We start from the raw sequence: 17,535 nt of genomic DNA on the forward strand, positions 1-17,535 counted from the left end.
CTTGACCCGGCCGCTCTGGACCTCAGCCGAGATCGCCGCCGCCGCGGGGGGCGTCGCGTCCGCGCCGTTCGTCGCGACCGGCGTGACCTTCGACTCGCGCGAGGTCCGGGCCGGCGATCTGTTCATCGCGCTGAAGGGCGAGGCGACCGACGGGCACCGCTTCCTCGGTCAGGTCTTCGCGCAAGGGGCGGGCGGCGCGATCGTCTCCGAGGAATGCGGGGGGCCGAACGTCCGTGTCGCCGACACCTTCGCCGCGCTCGAAGGCCTCGCCCGCACCGCCCGCGCGCGCACCGACGCCCGCGTGATCGGCGTCACCGGCTCGGTCGGCAAGACCGGGACTAAGGAGGCGCTCTACGCCTGTCTCGATCGCACAGTGCCCGGCGAGGCCCACCGCAGCGTCAAGAGCTACAACAACCACACCGGCGTCCCGCTCAGCCTGGCGCGGATGCCCGCGGCGACGCGCTATGCCGTGCTCGAGATGGGGATGAACCATCCGGGCGAGCTCGCGCATCTGACCACGCTCGTCCGCCCGCACGTCGCGATCGTCACCGCGATCGCGCCGGCGCACACCGAGTTCTTCGAGGGCGAATGGCAGATCGCCGACGCGAAAGGCGAGATCTTCCGCGGGCTGGAGCCGGGCGGCGTCGCGATCGTCCCCTACGACAGCCCGCACCGCGAGCGCCTGATCGCGGCTGCGAGGCCCTACGCCGAGCGGATCGTGACGTTCGGCACCGACAAGGCCGCGGACGTCCGCCCGCTGGAGACGATGCGGACAGCGACCGGCGGCACCTTCGTCACCGCGCGCGTCGGCGAACGCGAACTCTCCTTCACGATCGCCCAGCCCGGCGCGCATTGGGTGTCCAACGCGCTGGCCGTGCTCGCCGCGGTCGACGCGGTCGGGGCCGATCTGGCGCAGGCGGGACTGGCGCTTGCCGAACTCGGCGGCCTCGCCGGGCGCGGCGCGCGCACCGCCATCCCGGTCCGGGACGGTGAGGTCCTCGTGATCGACGAGAGCTACAACGCCAACCCCGCTTCGATGCGCGCGACGCTCGCGGTGCTGGCGCAGGAGCCGGGCCGCCATGTCGCGGTGCTGGGCGAGATGCGTGAGCTTGGGGAAGGCTCCGCCGACTATCACCGCGACCTCGCCGGGCCGGTCCGGGACGCCCGCGTCGAACGGGCGCTGCTGGTCGGCGAAGCGATGGCGCCGCTCGCAGAGGCGCTTGAGGGAGGGGTCGATCTCGTCCATGTGGCGACCGCCGCGGAGGCGCTCGAACTCCTGCCCGGGATGCTCGCGCCCGGCGACACGGTTCTCGTTAAGGGATCGAATGGAGTGGGGCTCGCGCGTCTCGTCGCGGGCCTGAAGGGAACGAGTTAGTGCTGTACTGGATCGCCCAACAGCTGGGGTTTCCCGGCCTTCTGAACCTGTTCCGCTACCAGACGGTGCGGATGGGCGGGGCGATCGCGACCGCTTTGCTGATCGGCCTGATCATCGGCCCGAAGTTCATCGGCTGGCTCCGCGTCCGCCAGGGCAAGGGTCAGCCGATCCGCACCGACGGCCCGCAGACCCACCTCGCCAAGCGCGGCACGCCGACCATGGGCGGGCTGATGATCCTCACCGCGCTCGCCGCCGCGGTGCTGATCTGGATGGACCTGTCGAATCCGTTCGTCTGGGCGGGGCTGTTCGTCACGCTCGGCTTCGGCGCGATCGGCTTCCTCGACGACTACGACAAGGTGCGCAAAGCGAGCGTCGCGGGCATCTCGGGCCGCACTCGCCTGCTGCTGGAGTTCGCCATTGCCGGCGCGGCGGCGTCGATCATCATGATCGAGAACGGATCGCACCTGTACCTGCCCTTCACCAACCGCTGGTACGTCGATCTCGGCTGGTTCTTCCCGGTCTTCGCCGCCTTCACGATCGTTGCGTTCGGCAATGCGGTGAACCTGACCGACGGGCTGGATGGGCTGGCGACCATGCCCGTCATCATCGCCGCGCTCGCCTTCACCGTGATCGTCTATGTCGCGGGGAACGTGAAGTTCGCCGATTACCTCGGCATCCCCCATGTTCCGCGCGTCGGCGAACTGGGCATCTTCACGGGCGCGATGATCGGGGCGGGATTTGCCTTCCTCTGGTACAATGCGCCTCCGGCGGCGGTGTTCATGGGCGACACCGGCAGCCTCGCGCTCGGCGGCGCGCTGGGGACGATCGCGGTCGCGGCGCACCACGAGATCGTGCTCGGGATCATCGGCGGGCTGTTCGTGGTCGAGGCGCTCTCCGTCATCATCCAGGTCTTCTGGTACAAGCGCACCGGCCGGCGGATCTTCCGCATGGCGCCGATCCACCACCATTTCGAACAGCTCGGCTGGAGCGAGCCGACCGTCGTGATCCGCTTCTGGATCGTGGCGTTCGTGCTGGCGCTCGCGGGCCTCGCGACGTTGAAGCTGCGGTGATCACCAGCCACGCCTGGGCTGGGAAGCGCTACGCGGTGCTGGGGCTGGCGCGCTCCGGCGCGGCGACGGTCGCGGCGTTGCTGGCGAGCGGGGCGAGCGTGGTGGCGTGGGACGCGGACGAGGGGTGGCGCAATCAAATCCTCCCCGGAACGGGGAGGGGGACCACGAGCATTCAGCGAGTGGTGGAGGGGGCTCCGCCCCAAGCGACATCGCCCGTGGCGGGCCCCCTCCACCATCCTTCGGATGGTCCCCCTCCGCGTACCGGGGAGGATTTGCAACTCGCCGACCTCGCCAACCTCGACCTCGCCAAGTTCGACGCCCTGATCCTCTCCCCCGGTGTCCCGCTCAACACTCACCCGCTCGCCGCGGCGGCGCGGGCGGCGGGGGTGCCGATCATCGGCGACATCGAGCTGTTCGCCCAGGCCCGCGCCGAACTTCCGCCGCACAAGGTCGTCGGCATCACCGGCACCAACGGCAAGTCGACCACCACCGCGCTCGTCACCCATATCCTCAAGACCGCGGGGGTGTCGGCGCTGATGGGCGGCAACATCGGCGTGCCGATCCTGTCGCAGGACCCGCTTCCGGCAGGCGGCGTCTACGTCCTCGAACTGTCGAGCTACCAGATCGATCTGACACGGACGCTCGACTGCGACGTCGCGGTGCTGCTCAACATCACTCCGGACCACCTCGACCGCTACGACGGCAGTTTCGAGGCGTATGCCGCGAGCAAGGCGCGGCTGTTCGCGATGCAGTCGGCGGAGCATGACGTCGTCATTGGCGTGATGGACGACGCCTCGAACAGGATCGCGAATGGCTTGGCGGGTCGCGGTGAGCAGACCTTCTTAATCGGCCGTAATCCTGTCGCCGATCAGTCACGTTGGCCTGCCCTTCGAGGCGCGCACAATGCGCAGAATGCGGCTGCCGCAATCGCCACCTGCGTGAAGCTCGGCCTTGAGCCCAAGGTGATCGAGCAAGGGCTTGAGACCTTCCCCGGCCTCCGGCACCGGATGGAGCGCATCGCCACGCTCGGCGGGGTGACCTGGTACGACGATTCCAAGGCGACCAACCCCGAATCCACCGCCCCCGCGCTGGCTGCCTTTCCGCGGGTTCACTGGATCCTCGGCGGGCGCGCCAAGGGCGACGATCTCGACGCCTGCCTGCCGCACCTCGGCCATGTCGTGGCGGCCTACGCGATTGGCGAAGCCGGCCCAGCTTTCGCAAACATTCTCGTCGACAAGGTGCAGACGGTCGAACACTCCGTCACGCTCGACGTCGCCGTGAAGAGCGCTGCGCATGCCGCCCAGCGCGGCGAGGTCGTCCTGCTCTCGCCCGCGGCGGCGAGCTTCGATCAGTTCCGCGATTACGAGCACCGGGGGCAGGTGTTCCGTCAGCTAGTGGAGGACTTGGCGTGAGCGAGGGGGCCGTGAGCGCGGAGTTCACCGACACCAAGGGCCTCAAGGCCCGGCTCAAGGGGAGGGGCGGTCGCGTCGATCGCTCGCCGCTCGGCACTTGGTTCTGGGACACCGATCGCGTGTTGCTCTCGCTCACGCTCGCGCTGTTCGCGATCGGCCTCGTCGCGGTCGCCGCCGCCTCGCCCGCGACCGCCGTCCGCTATTCGGGCGAGCACCACAAGTTCGCCCCGCTCTACTACTTCTGGCGGCAGGTCGGCTGGGTCGCGGTGTCGCTGCCCGTCCTGTTCATCACCTCGATGCTGCCGGTCACGCTCGCGCGCCGGCTGTCGCTGCTCGGCGCGGGCGTGTTCCTCGCCTGCCTTGCGGTCGCTCCGTTGATCGGTGCGAGCCACAATGGCGCGAGGCGCTGGATCGGGGTCGGCATCGCCGAGTTCCAGCCGTCCGAGTTCCTCAAGCCCCTCTTCATCGTCACTGTCGCCTGGCTGCTATCGCTCCGCGCCAAGGACAGCGAGCTGCCGGTGGTGACGATCACCGCCGGGCTCACCGGCTTCATCGCCTGCCTGCTGATGCTCCAGCCCGATTTCGGCCAGACCATCATCTTCTGCGTGGTGTGGATGGCGCTGCTGATGATCTCGGGAACGCCGGTGAAGGTGATCGCGGGCTTTGTCAGCCTCGCGCCGGCCGGGCTGATCGCCGCTTACATCTTCTACGGCACCGCCCGCGCGCGGATCGACGCCTTCCTGTTTCCCGGTCTGGAGGGCGAGGGCGCCGCCGACCACTTCCAGACCAACGCCGCGCGCGCGACGCTGACCGCGGGCGGCTGGACCGGCACCGGTCCCGGCGGCGGCCGCGTCAAGTTCGGGCTGCCCGAGGCGCATACCGATTACATCTTCTCGGTGATCGGCGAGGAGTTCGGGCTGATCGCCTGCGCGGTCGTTGCGCTCCTCTTCCTCGCGATCGTCGTCCGGGTCTTCGTCAAGCTCCTCGACGAGCAGGACAGCTTCAAGCTCCTCGCAGCCGCGGGGCTCGCCACCCAGTTCGGCGCGCAGGCGACGGTGTCGATGGCGGTCAACACCGGGCTCGCGCCGTCCAAGGGAATGACGCTGCCGTTCATCAGCTACGGCGGCTCGTCGATGATCGCGCTGTCGATCGGGATGGGGTTGCTGCTGACCTTCACCCGGCGCAATCCGTTCCTGATGCGCAGCCCGTATGTCACCCGCTGGGGCGCGGCCCGGTGAGCCGCCCCCGCCACTTCGTCCTCGCCGCCGGGGGCACCGGCGGCCACATGGTCCCCGCCGCCGCGCTGGCCGAGGAACTCGGCCGCCGCGGCCACCGCGTCGCGCTGGTCAGCGATGCGCGCGGCGTCCGCTTTCCCGGCCTGTTCGAGGGGGTGCAGACCCACGTCCTCCCTGCCGGGCGCTTCGCCGGCGGACCCGTCGGCTGGGCTAAGGCTGCGCGCGAGATGTGGCGCGGGCGGGCGATGGCGCGCGAACTCTATGCCACGTTCAAGCCCGCGGCGGTGATCGGCTTCGGCGGCTATCCCGCGTTCCCGGCGCTTTCGGCGGCGTTCGCGGACAAGATCCCGACCGCGGTCCACGAGCAGAACGCCGTGCTGGGCCGCGTCAACCGCCTCGTCGCCCGCCGCGTCGATGCGATCGCGACCAGCTATGCCGAGACCGAGCGCTTGTCGCCGCGCTACGCCGACAAGGTCGCCTATGTCGGCAACCCGGTCCGCGACGCCATCCTCGCCTTGCGCGCGAAGCCCTTTCCGCTGCTTGACGAGGACGGCATCTTCCGTGTCCTCGTCACCGGCGGTTCGCAGGGGGCGAGCGTGCTGTCGCAAGTGGTGCCGGACGGCCTCGCCTTGCTGCCCCCGACCTTCCGTCGCCGCCTCCAGGTGACGCATCAGGCGCGGATCGAGGACATCGACGCCGCCCGCGCCAAATATGCCGAGCTCGACATCGCCGCCGATCTCGCCACCTATCTCCCCGACCTGCCCGAGCAGCTCGCCTGGGCGCATCTGGTGATCGCCCGCGCCGGGGCCTCGACGATCAGCGAACTGACCGCCGCCGGCCGTCCCGCGATCCTCGTGCCGCTGCCCGGCGCGACCGACGACCACCAGACCGCGAACGCGCGCGAGCTGGTCAAGGCGGGCGGGGCGCGCGTCATCCCGCAGCCGCAGTTCACACCGGCCGAGCTGGCCAAGCAGATGCAGAAGCTTGGCCTCGATCCCGCGGCGCTGCAAAACGCGGCCGGCCGCGCTCGGGCCTGCGGCAAGCCGGATGCCGCCCGCGATCTCGCCGATCTGGTCGAGAGCCTCGACGCGCCGAGGGCGGCGCTCCCCGTCGGCGCGCCGCAGAGGCGGGAGGCGTTCGCGTGAGGGAAGCCAATTCAATCCTCCCCGCTCGCCGGGAGGTGGCGCGCAGCGCCGGAGGGGGCTCTCCTCCCGGACGTCGCCTGTGGCCCGCCCCCTCCGTCAGCCCTGCGGGCTGCCACCTCCCCGTGAACGGGGAGGATTTCCGATGACCGGCGTCCCGACCAACATCGGCACGATCCACTTCGTCGGGATCGGCGGGATCGGCATGTCCGGGATCGCCGAGGTGATGAAGAACCTCGGCTATAGCGTGCAGGGCAGCGACGTCGCCGAAGGCTATGTCGTCGAGGGCCTGCGCGCGAAGGGCATCCCTGTCGCTATCGGCCATTCCGCCGACAATCTCGACGCCGCCGCGGTCGTCGTCACCTCCACCGCGATCAAGCGCGGCAATCCCGAGGTGGAGGCCGCACTCGAACGCCGCATCCCGGTCGTCCGCCGCGCCGAGATGCTCGCCGAGCTGATGCGGCTGAAATCCACCGTCGCGGTCGCCGGCACCCACGGCAAGACGACGACGACCTCGATGATCGCGGCTTTGCTCGACGCCGGCGGGATCGACCCGACCGTCATCAACGGCGGCATCATCAACAGCTACGGTTCGAACGCGCGGCTCGGCGCGAGCGACTGGATGGTGGTCGAGGCCGACGAGTCGGACGGCAGCTTCCTCCGCCTCGACGGCACGATCGCGGTGGTCACCAACATCGACCCCGAACACCTCGATCACTATGGCTCCTTCGACCGGGTGAAGGACGCCTTCGTCGAGTTCGTCGAGAACGTGCCCTTCTACGGCGCGGCCTTGCTGTGTCTCGACCATGCCGAGGTCCAGAACATCCTGCCGCGCGTCCGTGACCGCCGCATCGTCACTTACGGCTTCTCGGCGCAGGCCGACGTGCGCGGGGTCAACGTCGTCCCCGCCGACGGCGGCAACCGGTTCGAGGCGATCGTCCGCCACCGCGACGGCTCGACCCGCTCGATCGAGGACATCCATTTGCCGATGCCCGGGCGCCACAACGTCCAGAACGCGCTCGCCGCGATCGGCGTGGCGCTGGAGATGGGCATCCCCGATGCGACGATCCAGCGCGGTTTCGCGGCGTTCGGCGGGGTCAAGCGCCGGTTCACCCGCGTCGGCGAGGTCGCCGGAGCCACGATCGTCGACGACTACGGCCACCACCCGGTCGAGATCCGCGCGGTGCTGTCGGCGGCGCGCGAGGGGGCGAAGGGGAGGGTGATCGCGGTCGTCCAGCCCCACCGCTACTCGCGACTGGGCGATCTGATGGAGGAGTTCCAGACCGCCTTCAACGACGCCGATCAGGTCTATGTCGCGCCCGTCTATGCCGCCGGCGAGGCGCCGATCGAGGGGGTCGACGCCGACGCGCTGGTCGAGGGCCTCAAGCGCCGGGGCCATCGCTCGGCCGCGACGGTCGCCGACGCCGACGCGCTCGCCGCGGCCCTCGCGGGGAGCCTGCGCGAGGGCGATCAGGTGATCTGCCTCGGCGCGGGCGACATCACCAAATGGGCTGCCGGCCTTGCCGACGCCATTCGGGAGACGCAGGCATGAGCGACTTCTTTTCCGTCGCGGTCGAGGTCCAGAAGGAGATCATCCGCGCGCAACAGGCCCAGCTCGACGCCACGCAGGCGGTCCTCGACGTCGGCGCGCAGGCGGTCGAGGCGCAGCGGGCCGCTGCCAAGGTCGCCGAGGCGAACGCCCGGGCCTGGGTCGCATGGGCCAACATGTGGGGATGGATGTGATCGCCGCCATCCAGCAGCTGGTCGAGGAGGACGAAGTGTCGGTCATGCCCGCGGTCGCCGGCCGGCTGACCCCCGACGCGCCGCTCGCACCGCTCGTCTGGTTCAAATCGGGCGGCGCGGCCGAATGGCTGTTCGAGCCCAAGGACGCCGACGACCTCGCCGCCTTCCTCGCCGGGCTCGACTCAGCGGTGCCGGTGATGGCGCTGGGGCTCGGCAGCAACCTGATCGTGCGCGACGGCGGCGTCCCCGGCGTCGTCATTCGGCTCGGCAAGCCGTTCGCGCGAGTCGAGGCGGTCGACGACACGCGACTCAAGTGCGGCGGCGGCGCGAGCGGCATCCTCGTCTCCTCCACCGCACGCGACGCCGGGATCGCGGGTCTGGAGTTCCTGCGCTCGATCCCGGGCACCGTCGGCGGCTTCGTCCGGATGAACGGCGGCGCCTACGGCCGCGAGACCGCCGACGTACTGGTCGAGTGCGAGGTGATCCTGCGCGACGGCGCGCGGCGGACGCTGACGCGCGAGGCGCTCGGCTACACCTACCGCCATTCCGATCTGCCCGACGGTGCGATCGTGGTGAGCGCCATTTTCCGCGGCCGCCCCGGTCAGCCCGAGGCGATACAGGCCGAGATGGACCGCATCGCCGCCAGCCGCGAAGCCTCGCAGCCGTTGCGCAGCAAGACCGGCGGCTCGACCTTCAAGAACCCGGAAGGCCACAAGGCGTGGCAACTCGTCGACCAAGCCGGCTGCCGCGGGCTGACGCGGGGGGGCGCGCAGGTCAGCGAGAAGCACACCAACTTCCTGCTCAACACCGGCGATGCCACCAGCGCCGACATCGAGGCTCTGGGCGAAGAGGTACGGAAGCGCGTGAAGGCGCGGAGTGGCGTCGATCTCGAATGGGAAATCCAGCGCGTGGGGGTGGCGACGTGAGCGCGGCTGTTCAAATCCTCCCCGGGACGGGGAGGGGGACCACGAGCATTCAGCGAGTGGTGGAGGGGGCTCGCCGTAAGCGAGTCGCCCGTGGCGGGCCCCCTCCGTCTCGCTGCGCTCGCCACCTCCCCGTCCCGGGGAGGATTTTGTGACCACCCCACTCCACATCGTCGTTCTCATGGGTGGCTGGTCCGCCGAGCGCTCGGTCTCGCTCACCTCCGGGGCGGGGGTCGCCGATGCGCTCGAGTCGCTTGGCCACCGGGTCACCCGGATCGACATGGACCGCGACGTCGCCCAGCGGCTCGTCGAGGCGAAGCCCGACGTCGTCTTCAACGCGCTCCACGGCACCCCCGGCGAGGACGGCTCGATCCAGGGCCTCATGGATATCCTCGGCCTCACCTACACCCACTCGGGCCTCGCCACTTCGGTGATCGCGATCGACAAGGTGCTGACCAAGCAGGCGCTGGTCCCGCACGGCATCCCCATGCCCGGCGGCCGCATCGTCAAGTCGGCCGACCTGTTCGAGGGCGATCCGCTCGCGCGGCCCTATGTGCTGAAGCCCGTCAACGAAGGCTCGTCGGTCGGCATCGCCATCGTCACCGCGGACGGCAATTACGGTACGCCGATCGGGCGGGATGTCGCCGGCCCCTGGCAGGAGTTCGACGAGCTGCTCGCCGAGCCCTATGTCCGCGGTCGCGAGCTGACCACCGCCGTCCTCGGCGACCGCGCCCTCGGCGTCACCGAGCTCCGCCCGAAGAGCGGTTTCTACGACTTCGACGCCAAATACACCGACGGCATGACCGAGCACCTCTACCCCGCGCCGATCCCCGACGAGATCGCCGCGGCGTGCAACACGATCGCGCTCCAGGCGCACCGGGCGCTCGGCTGCCGCGGCTGCTCGCGCTCGGACTTCCGCTGGGACGACGAGCGCGGGGTCGACGGCCTGTTCCTGCTCGAGGTCAACACCCAGCCCGGGATGACGCCGCTCAGCCTCGTCCCAGAACAGGCCCGCCACAACGGGATGAGCTACCCGGACCTCGTCCAGGCGATCGTCGTTCAAGCCCTCAAGGATCCCAAGCCATGAGCGCCACCATCAAGCGTGGACCACCGCCCCGGCGCGTCGTCAAGAAGCGGCCCGTGAAGAAGCCGTCGCTCGGCGACCGCATCCTGACGCATCTCCCGGTCAGCCACGACACGCTGCGCAAGGCCGCGACCTGGGCGATCCTCGGCGTCGTCGGCGCGGGTGCGATCACGGCGGCGGTCGTGCTCGGCATTCCGGGCGCGGCCGGACAGGCGCTCGCCGAAGGCGCGGGCGAGGCGGGGCTGCGCGTCGAGCAGATCCAGATCACCGGTCTCAAGCGGATGGACCGGATGAGCGTCTACGCCGTCGCGCTCGATCAGCAGAGCCGCGCGATGCCGCTGGTCGACCTCGCCGGCGTGCGGGAGAAGCTCCTCAAATACGGCTGGATCGCCGATGCGCGCGTCTCGCGCCGCCTGCCCGACACGCTCCTGGTCGATATCGTCGAGCGCGAACCCGCCGCGGTGTGGCAGGACCAGGGCCAACTGACGCTGATCGACAAGGATGGCGTGCTGCTCGAGCCGGTCGACGCCAACCGGATGCCCGACCTGCCGTTCGTGATCGGCCCGGGCGCCGACAGGCAGGAGCCCGCCTACCAGAAGCTGATGGCCGCCGCGCCGTCGCTTCGGGGCAAGGTCAAGGCGGCGGCCTGGGTCGGGAATCGCCGCTGGGACATCACCTTCCAGAGCGGCGAGACGCTGGCACTGCCGCAGGACGGCGCGCCCGCGGCGCTGATGAAGTTCGCCGAGATGGACCGCACCTCGCCGCTGCTCGGCAAGGGTTGGCTCCGCTTCGACCTGCGCGATCCGACCAAGCTGGTGGCGAGGAAACCGAACGGCGGCGACCTCCACGCCATCCCGGACGTGGGCGGCGCGGAGACCGCGCCGGCGAAGATCGAGACGGCAGCGACGGATGCGGCGTGAACGGCGCGTAACAGGGGCAAGGACAATGGCGAAAGCGGCACCGGAAGGACTGATCACCGCCCTCGACATCGGCTCGTCGAAGATCTCGGCGATGATCGCGCAAAAGGGCGACGGCGGCGAGTTGATCGTGCTCGGCACCGGCCAGCGCGAATCGAAGGGCGTCAAGCGCGGATATATCGCGGACATGGCGGCGACCGAGGTCGCGGTGCGCGAGGCGGTCGAGCAGGCGGAGCGGATCGCGGGGCTGAACATCGAGAACGTCTGGGCGGGCTTCTCCGCCGGCGGGCTCGTCAGCGACGAAGCGTTCATCGAAGTCGAGCTCGGCGGCCACCGGATCGAACAGGCCGACATCGACGCGCTCCTGGCGGAGGGCCGCCAGTCGATCGATCCGCAGGGTCGGATGGTGCTCCACGCCCAGCCCGCGCTCTACACGCTCGACGGGCTTACGGGCGTGAAGAAGCCGCTCGGACTCCATGCCGACCGGCTGGGGGTCCACATCCACGTTATCGCCGCCGACGGCTCGCCGGTGCGCAACCTCGACCTGTGCGTCCGCTCGGCGCATCTGGAGACCAAGGCGATCATCGCCGCCCCGATCGCGACCGGCTATGCGTGCCTCTCCGACGAGGAGCGTGACCTCGGCGTCGCGCTGGTCGAGATCGGCGCGGGCAACACCAACGTCTCGCTGTTCGCCGGCGGGATGCTCGTCGGGCTCAAGTCGATCCCGTTCGGCGCGGCGGACATCACCGACGATATCGCCAGCGCTTTCGGTACTACCCGCGGCCAGGCCGAGCGGGTGAAATGCTTTCACGGCTCGGCCAACGCTTCCCCCCGCGACAACCACGAGATGGTGACGATCCGCACCGCCGACGACGACGCCGACGCGACCCAGATCACCAAGGCGGCGCTGATCGGCGTCATCCGTCAGCGGCTCGAAGTCCTCATGAAGGAGGTCGGGGCTGCGCTGACCGAGCTGAAGTTCGACGGCCCTGTCGGTCGTCAGGTCGTGCTGACCGGAGGCGGCGCCGAGCTGAAGGGCGTCGCCGATTACGCGCAGCAGGCGCTCGGCCGCTCGGTTCGGATCGGCCGTCCGCGCGGGCTGACCGGGCTGCCCGAGGCGCATTCGGGACCGGGCTTCGCGACGCTCGCGGGGCTCGCCTTCTTCGCCGCCGCCGATCCGATCGACCTGCGCGGGCTCGTCCCCCAGACCACCACCGTCCACAAGGCCAAGGGATTCAAGGCGATCCGCCGGCTGATCCAGGCGGCGCGGGCGAATTATTGACCGATCGGGCGCTTTTCGGTCCCATTGAGGACTGGCAAGCACCCGGGGGATGTTGCACAACGGTGAAACAAGGGTCGCGCCGGAGTAAGTGGAAGCGCCTCTTTGCGGAGATTTGAGAGCGATGAGCATCGAGTTCCTGGCGCCCGAGGCGGATGAGCTGACCCCCCGGATCGCCGTCATCGGGGTCGGCGGCGCTGGCGGCAACGCGATCGCCAACATGATGCGGGCCGACGTCCAGGGCGTCGACTTCCTCGTCGCCAACACCGACGCGCAGGCGCTCAAACAGTCGAACGCGCCGCAGAAGGTGCAACTCGGCGCGAAGATCACGCAGGGGCTCGGCGCGGGCAGCCGTCCGGAGATCGGCCGCGCCGCCGCCGAGGAGACGATCGAGGATCTGTCCAAGCGGCTCGAGGGGGCGCACATGTGCTTCATCGCCGCCGGGATGGGCGGCGGCACCGGCACCGGCGCCGCGCCCGTCATCGCCAAGGCGGCGCGCGACATGGGCATCCTGACCGTCGGCGTCGTTACGAAGCCGTTCAGCTTCGAGGGCAACCGTCGCGCCAAGAGCGCCGATCAGGGGATCGAGGAGCTCCAGAAGTACGTCGACACGCTCATCGTCATCCCCAACCAGAACCTGTTTCTGATCGCCAACGCCAACACCACGTTCAAGCAGGCGTTCGAGATGGCGGACGAGGTCCTCCAGCAGGGCGTCCGCGGGATCACCGACCTGATGGTCATGCCCGGCCTCATCAACCTCGACTTCGCCGACGTCCGCTCCGTGATGCAGGAGATGGGCAAGGCGATGATGGGTACCGGCGAGGCCGAGGGCGACGACCGCGCGCTCGTCGCCGCGCAGAAGGCGATCGCCAATCCCTTGCTCGACGGCGTGTCGATGCAGGGCGCGAAGGGCGTCATCATCTCGATCACCGGCGGCGAGGACATGCGCCTGCTCGAGGTCGACGAGGCGGCGAACCACATCCGCGACCTGGTCGATCCCGATGCCAACATCATCTGGGGCTCGGCGTTCAACCCCGATCTGGAAGGCCGCATCCGCGTCTCGGTGGTCGCGACCGGGATCGAGGCGCAGACCCGCGCCGAACCGGCGGCCTCCGCCGACACCGCGCGCAGCTTCACCTTCGCCGCGCCGCGCCGCGCCGATCCCGCGCCCGCGTCCCCGGCCGCCGCGCCGACGGCGGCCGCCGCACCTGCTGTCTCAGCACAGCCGGTCGAACCCGAGCAGCCCGCACCGGCGCCTGTGGCCCCCGTCGCGACCGCAGACGCTGACGGGGGCGACGAACTCGTCCTCGGCGCGGAGGCGATGATTCCCGCGCCGGCCGCGCCCGTCGCGGAGACGCGCGTGTTCGACGACACCGGCCCCGCGCCGTCGGTCGGGTCGACGGAGGGCACCGGCCGCCGCCGCTGGCTCGCGAGCGGCAGCGACGAGGCGGTCGCCGCCGAGCCGACCCCGCCGCAGCCCCGCGTCAAGCTGGGCGGCACGCTGTTCGAGCGGATGCAGAACGCCAGCCGTGGCGCGCCGCGCGACGACGAGTCGGCGGACAAGGAACCGCTCGACATCCCGCGCTTTCTTCACCGCCAGAACAACCAGTGAGATCCGGGCGGGCGCCTGCCCGCTCGTCGCCGCGGCGGATCGGTCCGTCGCGGGGCGGGGGCAGCGCCTCTTGCCCCTTTCGCGCAGTCTGGGCTTAGTCGCGCTTCCGATGTTCCGTACCCGATTCCTCGCGTCCGCCTTGGCGGTGACGAGCGCGCTCGCCATCGCTCATCCGGCCACCGCGCAAGTCCCGTCACCGCCGTATTCGCCGCAGATGGCGCCCGCGCCGACTCCCGACGCCGATGCGCTCGCCGATGCCATGCGCCAACTCGCGGGCAATCCGCGGGATCTCGCCGCGCTGATCACCGCGGGCGAGCTGTCGCTCAAGGTCGGGGACGCCAGCGGCGCGGCGGCGCTGTTCAAGCGCGCCGAGCAGGTCGATCCGATGAACGGCCGGGTCAAGGCCGGCATGGCGCGCATCCTCGTCACGCAGGAGCGCCCGGGCGAGGCGCTGCGCTATTTCGATCAGGCGGTCGGCTACGGCCTCGATCCGCGCACCTTCGCCGGTGACCGCGGCCTCGCCTACGATCTGATCGGCGAACAAGAGCGGGCGCAGCGCGACTACCGCCTCGCGCTGAAGAGCGGCGACAACGACGAGGTCCGCCGTCGCTATGCCTTGTCGCTCGCGATCTCCGGCAACCAGCTCGGCGCGTTCGAGCAGCTGGAGCCGCTCACCCGGCGGAACGATCGTCCGGCATGGCGCGCGCGCGCCTTCGTGCTGGCGATGACCGGCGACGTCGCGGGTGCGAACCGGATCGCGCAGGGCATGATGCCGGGCGGCGTCGCGCAGGGGCTCGCGCCCTTCTTCACCCGGTTGCCGACCCTCTCCGCGGTCGACAAGGCGTTCGCAGTCCATTTCGGCGAGGTCGGTCCCACGCCGCAGCGGCTCGCCGACTCGCGGCTGACCCCGGTGCTCGCCGCGCTCGGTCCCGATCCGGACGCACGGCCGACCCGGATCGTGGTCCCCGCCTCGCTGCCGCAGAACCCGCGCGCGAAGCGCGGTCGCGGCCGGGCCGACCGAGGGCGAGTCGAGGTAGCCGCTGAGGCGCCGCGCGCGCCAACCGGGACGGCGGTTGTCGCGGCGACGCCCGGCTTCGGCGCCGCCGGCCAGTCGCCGACCGATCCCGTACGGACCGCCACCGCGCTGCCGACGCCGGTTCCCAACGGGCAAGCGCTGAAGTCGTCGCCCGCACCGATCCAATTCGCCCGCACCGGCGTCGATCCGATCCAGAAGGCGACACTGGCCGATTACGAGCGCGCCGGACGGTTCGATCAGGAGCGTACGCGCCAAAGCGCCCGCGCGACTCCGCGCGCCGCCGCTTCGACTCCCCGTACCGCAGTCCCGGTCGCATCGGGCGGAGTCGCGCCGACGCCCGCGCCGGTCCTCGCGGCGGCTCCGGCGCCGACGCCCGCTGCGGTCCGGCCGGCGCCCGCGCCCGTGGTCCTTGCGGCCAGCACGACCGCTCCGCCGACGGCAGTGTCAGGTGTCGGTCCGGCGACGACGATCCAGGCGACGCCGCCTGCCGGACAGGTGGCCGCGACGACGATCGCGCCCTCGGCCAGTCCGCTGCTTGCCTCGACCACTCAGGTCGCGGCGCAACCGGTCGCGTCGTCGACTCCGACCCCGCTCGCCGCGAACGAGGACTCGATCCTCGCGCGGATCGTCCAGGGGCTGACGATCCCCGGGGTCGAACTCGGCATCGCGCCGCCGCCCGCCGCCGTCGTCGCCAGCGCGGCGACCGCGCCCGCGGCGACTCCGCCGACGGCCGATCCGCCGGCGCCCGCGGCGGTCGCCGCGCGCCCTTCGCCCGCGCCGGCGCGCGTCGCGGTCCGGCGGACCGCCGCGTCGGAGGCGATCCCGCTGCGCGCGAAGGCGGCGCCGGTGGAGGTGGCGGACGCCGCCCCCGCCCGGCGCGGCTCGCGGGCTCGCGGCGCGGCTGCGATCCCGGACGAGGCGCCCGTCGCCACCCGCTCCAGCCGGCGCGGCGCGACCGCCCGGACCGCCGTCGCGGATGAGCCAGAGACGCTGCCGACGCGGACCCGCTCCGGCCGACGCGCCGACCTCCGCGTCGCCGCCAAGGACGACGCCGACGATGCCCCGGCCCTCACCCGCGGCAAGCGAGGCGACCGTCGCGCGCTCGCCGCCAAGGATGACGCCGCCGCCGACGCCCCCGCCGTCACCCGAGGCAGGCGAGGCGACCGTCGTGCGCTCGCCGCAAAGGACGACGACGTTCCGAGCGGCAAGGGCAAGTCGCGCACCGCCGCCACCCGCGCGCCTGCCGAGAAGGACAAGAAGTCCGCCGCCGAGCCGCCGCGCATCTGGGTCCAGGTCGCCGGCGGCGCGAACGAGAGCGACCTGCCCAAGGCGTGGTCCGCGGTCCAGTCGCGCACTCCCGCGCTCAAGGGCAAGGCGGCGTACAGCACGCCGCTGCGTGCCACCAACCGGGTCGTCACCGGTCCGTTCAAGACCGATGCGGAGGCGCGCGCCTTCGTCAACCAACTCGCCAAGCAGGGCGTCAGCGCTTTTCCCTTCACCAGCGACAAGGGTCAGAAGCTGACGAAGCTGCCGCCCAAGTGAGCGTGCGCGCGCCCTGGGCAAGTGACCCGGCGCGCAGCAGAGGACGCCTTCACAAAGAACAGAACGAGGCCGTCCGCGGCCCCCGCGACGCCTTTCAGCGCGACCGCGATCGGGTGATCCACTCGATCAGCTTCCGCCGGCTGCGCGGCAAGACCCAGGTCTTCGTCGCGCCCGACGGCGACCATTTCCGCGTCCGTCTGACCCACAGCCTGGAAGTCGCGCAGATCGGCCGCACGATCGCGCGCGCGTTGGGCCTCAACGAGGACCTGACCGAGGCATTGTGCCTCGCCCACGATCTGGGCCACCCGCCCTTCGGTCATGCGGGCGAAGGCGCGCTCCGGGCTGCGCTGAGCGGGGCAGGGGGGTTCGACCATAACGGCCACACGCTCCGCACCCTCACGGCGATCGAGCGGCCCTATCCGGGCTGGGAGGGGCTCAATCTCACCTGGGAGACGCTCGAGGGCTTGGCCAAGCACAACGGCCCGCAAGCGTCGCCCGGCTGGGCGCTCGCCGAAGCGGATACGCAGTTCCCGCTCGATCTGGCGACGCACGCGAGCCTCGAGGCGCAGGTCGCCGCGCTCGCCGACGACATCGCCTATGACAATCACGACATCGACGACGGCCTGCGCGCCGGGCTGCTGACGCTCGATCAGGTCCTGACGGTGCCTCTGGTCGCGGAGCAGTGGGACAAGGTGCGGGCGCGCCTGCCCGATCATGCGCCCGAGCGGCTGATCGGCGAGCTGACCCGCACCCAGATCGGGGCGATGGTGAACGATCTCCTCGCCGAGACCCGCGCCGCGATCGCCGCGAGCGGGGTCGGGAGCGCCGACGACGTCCGCGGCGCGGGCGCACCGCTCGTCCGTTTCTCGCCCGCGATGCGCACTGCCGAGCGCGATCTCAAGCGCTTCATGTACGCCAACCTCTACCACCACCCCCGTCAGATCGCCGCCGCGGAGGCGGCGCGGGTCGTGGTCGCCGGCCTGTTCGACGCTTATGCCGCCGACCCGGTTCGGCTGCCCGACGGCTGGCGCGACCGGCTCCCGGGGGAGCAGCCGTGGCGCGCGCGGCACATCGCCGATTTCATCGCGGGCATGACCGATCTCTACGCGATCGCCCGCTACCGCGAGGTCGTCGGCCCGATCGACCTGCCCGAAGGGTTCTGACG

Annotated in this window: 14 protein-coding genes; all 14 read left to right on the forward strand. The window is 71.0% G+C overall.

Annotation, left to right across the window (positions count from 1 at the left end; all coding sequences use genetic code 11):
• Position 1: 1 nt before the first annotated feature.
• Positions 2-1,375, forward strand: coding sequence for a UDP-N-acetylmuramoyl-tripeptide--D-alanyl-D-alanine ligase (locus tag AC4GYY_RS13950; protein WP_491121422.1), 1,374 nt, complete (start codon positions 2-4; stop codon positions 1,373-1,375).
• Positions 1,375-2,445 (forward strand): phospho-N-acetylmuramoyl-pentapeptide-transferase, encoded by a 1,071-nt coding sequence (gene mraY, locus AC4GYY_RS13955; protein WP_491121424.1) that lies wholly within the window; start codon positions 1,375-1,377, stop codon positions 2,443-2,445. Before AC4GYY_RS13950 ends, mraY begins: the two co-directional genes overlap by 1 nt.
• The gene (gene murD / locus AC4GYY_RS13960) at positions 2,442-3,857 is read left to right on the forward strand and encodes a UDP-N-acetylmuramoyl-L-alanine--D-glutamate ligase (protein WP_491121426.1); all 1,416 of its coding nucleotides are present in this window, start codon (positions 2,442-2,444) and stop codon (positions 3,855-3,857) included. The genes mraY and murD overlap by 4 nt, the downstream gene beginning before the upstream one ends.
• A complete protein-coding gene (locus AC4GYY_RS13965; protein ID WP_491121428.1) occupies positions 3,854-5,095 on the forward strand; it encodes an FtsW/RodA/SpoVE family cell cycle protein in 1,242 nt (413 codons plus the stop codon). The genes murD and AC4GYY_RS13965 overlap by 4 nt, the downstream gene beginning before the upstream one ends.
• Positions 5,092-6,237, forward strand: coding sequence for an undecaprenyldiphospho-muramoylpentapeptide beta-N-acetylglucosaminyltransferase (gene murG, locus AC4GYY_RS13970; protein ID WP_491121430.1), 1,146 nt, complete (start codon positions 5,092-5,094; stop codon positions 6,235-6,237). The genes AC4GYY_RS13965 and murG overlap by 4 nt, the downstream gene beginning before the upstream one ends.
• Positions 6,238-6,379: 142 nt before the next feature.
• Positions 6,380-7,786, forward strand: a complete 1,407-nt coding sequence (gene murC / locus AC4GYY_RS13975; RefSeq protein WP_491121432.1) for a UDP-N-acetylmuramate--L-alanine ligase — start codon at positions 6,380-6,382, stop codon at positions 7,784-7,786.
• Positions 7,783-7,977: a hypothetical protein gene (locus AC4GYY_RS13980; RefSeq protein WP_491121434.1), complete on the forward strand. Its 195-nt coding sequence runs from the start codon at positions 7,783-7,785 to the stop codon at positions 7,975-7,977. Before murC ends, AC4GYY_RS13980 begins: the two co-directional genes overlap by 4 nt.
• On the forward strand, positions 7,968-8,903 hold the full coding sequence (gene murB / locus AC4GYY_RS13985; protein ID WP_491121436.1) for a UDP-N-acetylmuramate dehydrogenase: 936 nt from the start codon (positions 7,968-7,970) through the stop codon (positions 8,901-8,903). Before AC4GYY_RS13980 ends, murB begins: the two co-directional genes overlap by 10 nt.
• Before the next feature lie 148 nt (positions 8,904-9,051).
• Positions 9,052-9,987, forward strand: a complete 936-nt coding sequence (locus AC4GYY_RS13990) for a D-alanine--D-alanine ligase (protein WP_491121437.1) — start codon at positions 9,052-9,054, stop codon at positions 9,985-9,987.
• On the forward strand, positions 9,984-10,904 hold the full coding sequence (locus tag AC4GYY_RS13995) for a cell division protein FtsQ/DivIB (protein WP_491121439.1): 921 nt from the start codon (positions 9,984-9,986) through the stop codon (positions 10,902-10,904). The genes AC4GYY_RS13990 and AC4GYY_RS13995 overlap by 4 nt, the downstream gene beginning before the upstream one ends.
• Before the next feature lie 25 nt (positions 10,905-10,929).
• On the forward strand, positions 10,930-12,183 hold the full coding sequence (ftsA, locus tag AC4GYY_RS14000; protein ID WP_491121441.1) for a cell division protein FtsA: 1,254 nt from the start codon (positions 10,930-10,932) through the stop codon (positions 12,181-12,183).
• A gap of 121 nt (positions 12,184-12,304) precedes the next feature.
• Complete coding sequence (gene ftsZ / locus AC4GYY_RS14005; protein ID WP_491121443.1) at positions 12,305-13,792, forward strand: cell division protein FtsZ; 1,488 nt, start codon at positions 12,305-12,307, stop codon at positions 13,790-13,792.
• Positions 13,793-13,901: 109 nt separating this feature from the next.
• Positions 13,902-16,370, forward strand: coding sequence for an SPOR domain-containing protein (locus AC4GYY_RS14010; RefSeq protein ID WP_491121445.1), 2,469 nt, complete (start codon positions 13,902-13,904; stop codon positions 16,368-16,370).
• Positions 16,367-17,533 carry a deoxyguanosinetriphosphate triphosphohydrolase gene (locus AC4GYY_RS14015; protein ID WP_491121447.1) on the forward strand — a complete coding sequence of 389 codons (1,167 nt, stop codon included), beginning with the start codon at positions 16,367-16,369 and terminating at the stop codon, positions 17,531-17,533. Before AC4GYY_RS14010 ends, AC4GYY_RS14015 begins: the two co-directional genes overlap by 4 nt.
• Positions 17,534-17,535: the final 2 nt, after the last annotated feature.

Source organism: Sphingomonas sp. SP6 (assembly GCF_058313435.1).

Excerpts from the sequence above, each read along its gene's own strand:
- murC (WP_491121432.1), top strand. The coding sequence starts at position 6,380 with ATGACCGGCGTCCCGACCAACATCGGCACGATCCACTTCGTCGGGATC.
- AC4GYY_RS13980 (WP_491121434.1), top strand. The coding sequence starts at position 7,783 with ATGAGCGACTTCTTTTCCGTCGCGGTCGAGGTCCAGAAGGAGATCATC.
- murB (WP_491121436.1), top strand. The coding sequence starts at position 7,968 with ATGGATGTGATCGCCGCCATCCAGCAGCTGGTCGAGGAGGACGAAGTG.
- AC4GYY_RS13995 (WP_491121439.1), top strand. The coding sequence starts at position 9,984 with ATGAGCGCCACCATCAAGCGTGGACCACCGCCCCGGCGCGTCGTCAAG.
- ftsA (WP_491121441.1), top strand. The coding sequence starts at position 10,930 with ATGGCGAAAGCGGCACCGGAAGGACTGATCACCGCCCTCGACATCGGC.
- ftsZ (WP_491121443.1), top strand. The coding sequence starts at position 12,305 with ATGAGCATCGAGTTCCTGGCGCCCGAGGCGGATGAGCTGACCCCCCGG.
- AC4GYY_RS14010 (WP_491121445.1), top strand. The coding sequence starts at position 13,902 with ATGTTCCGTACCCGATTCCTCGCGTCCGCCTTGGCGGTGACGAGCGCG.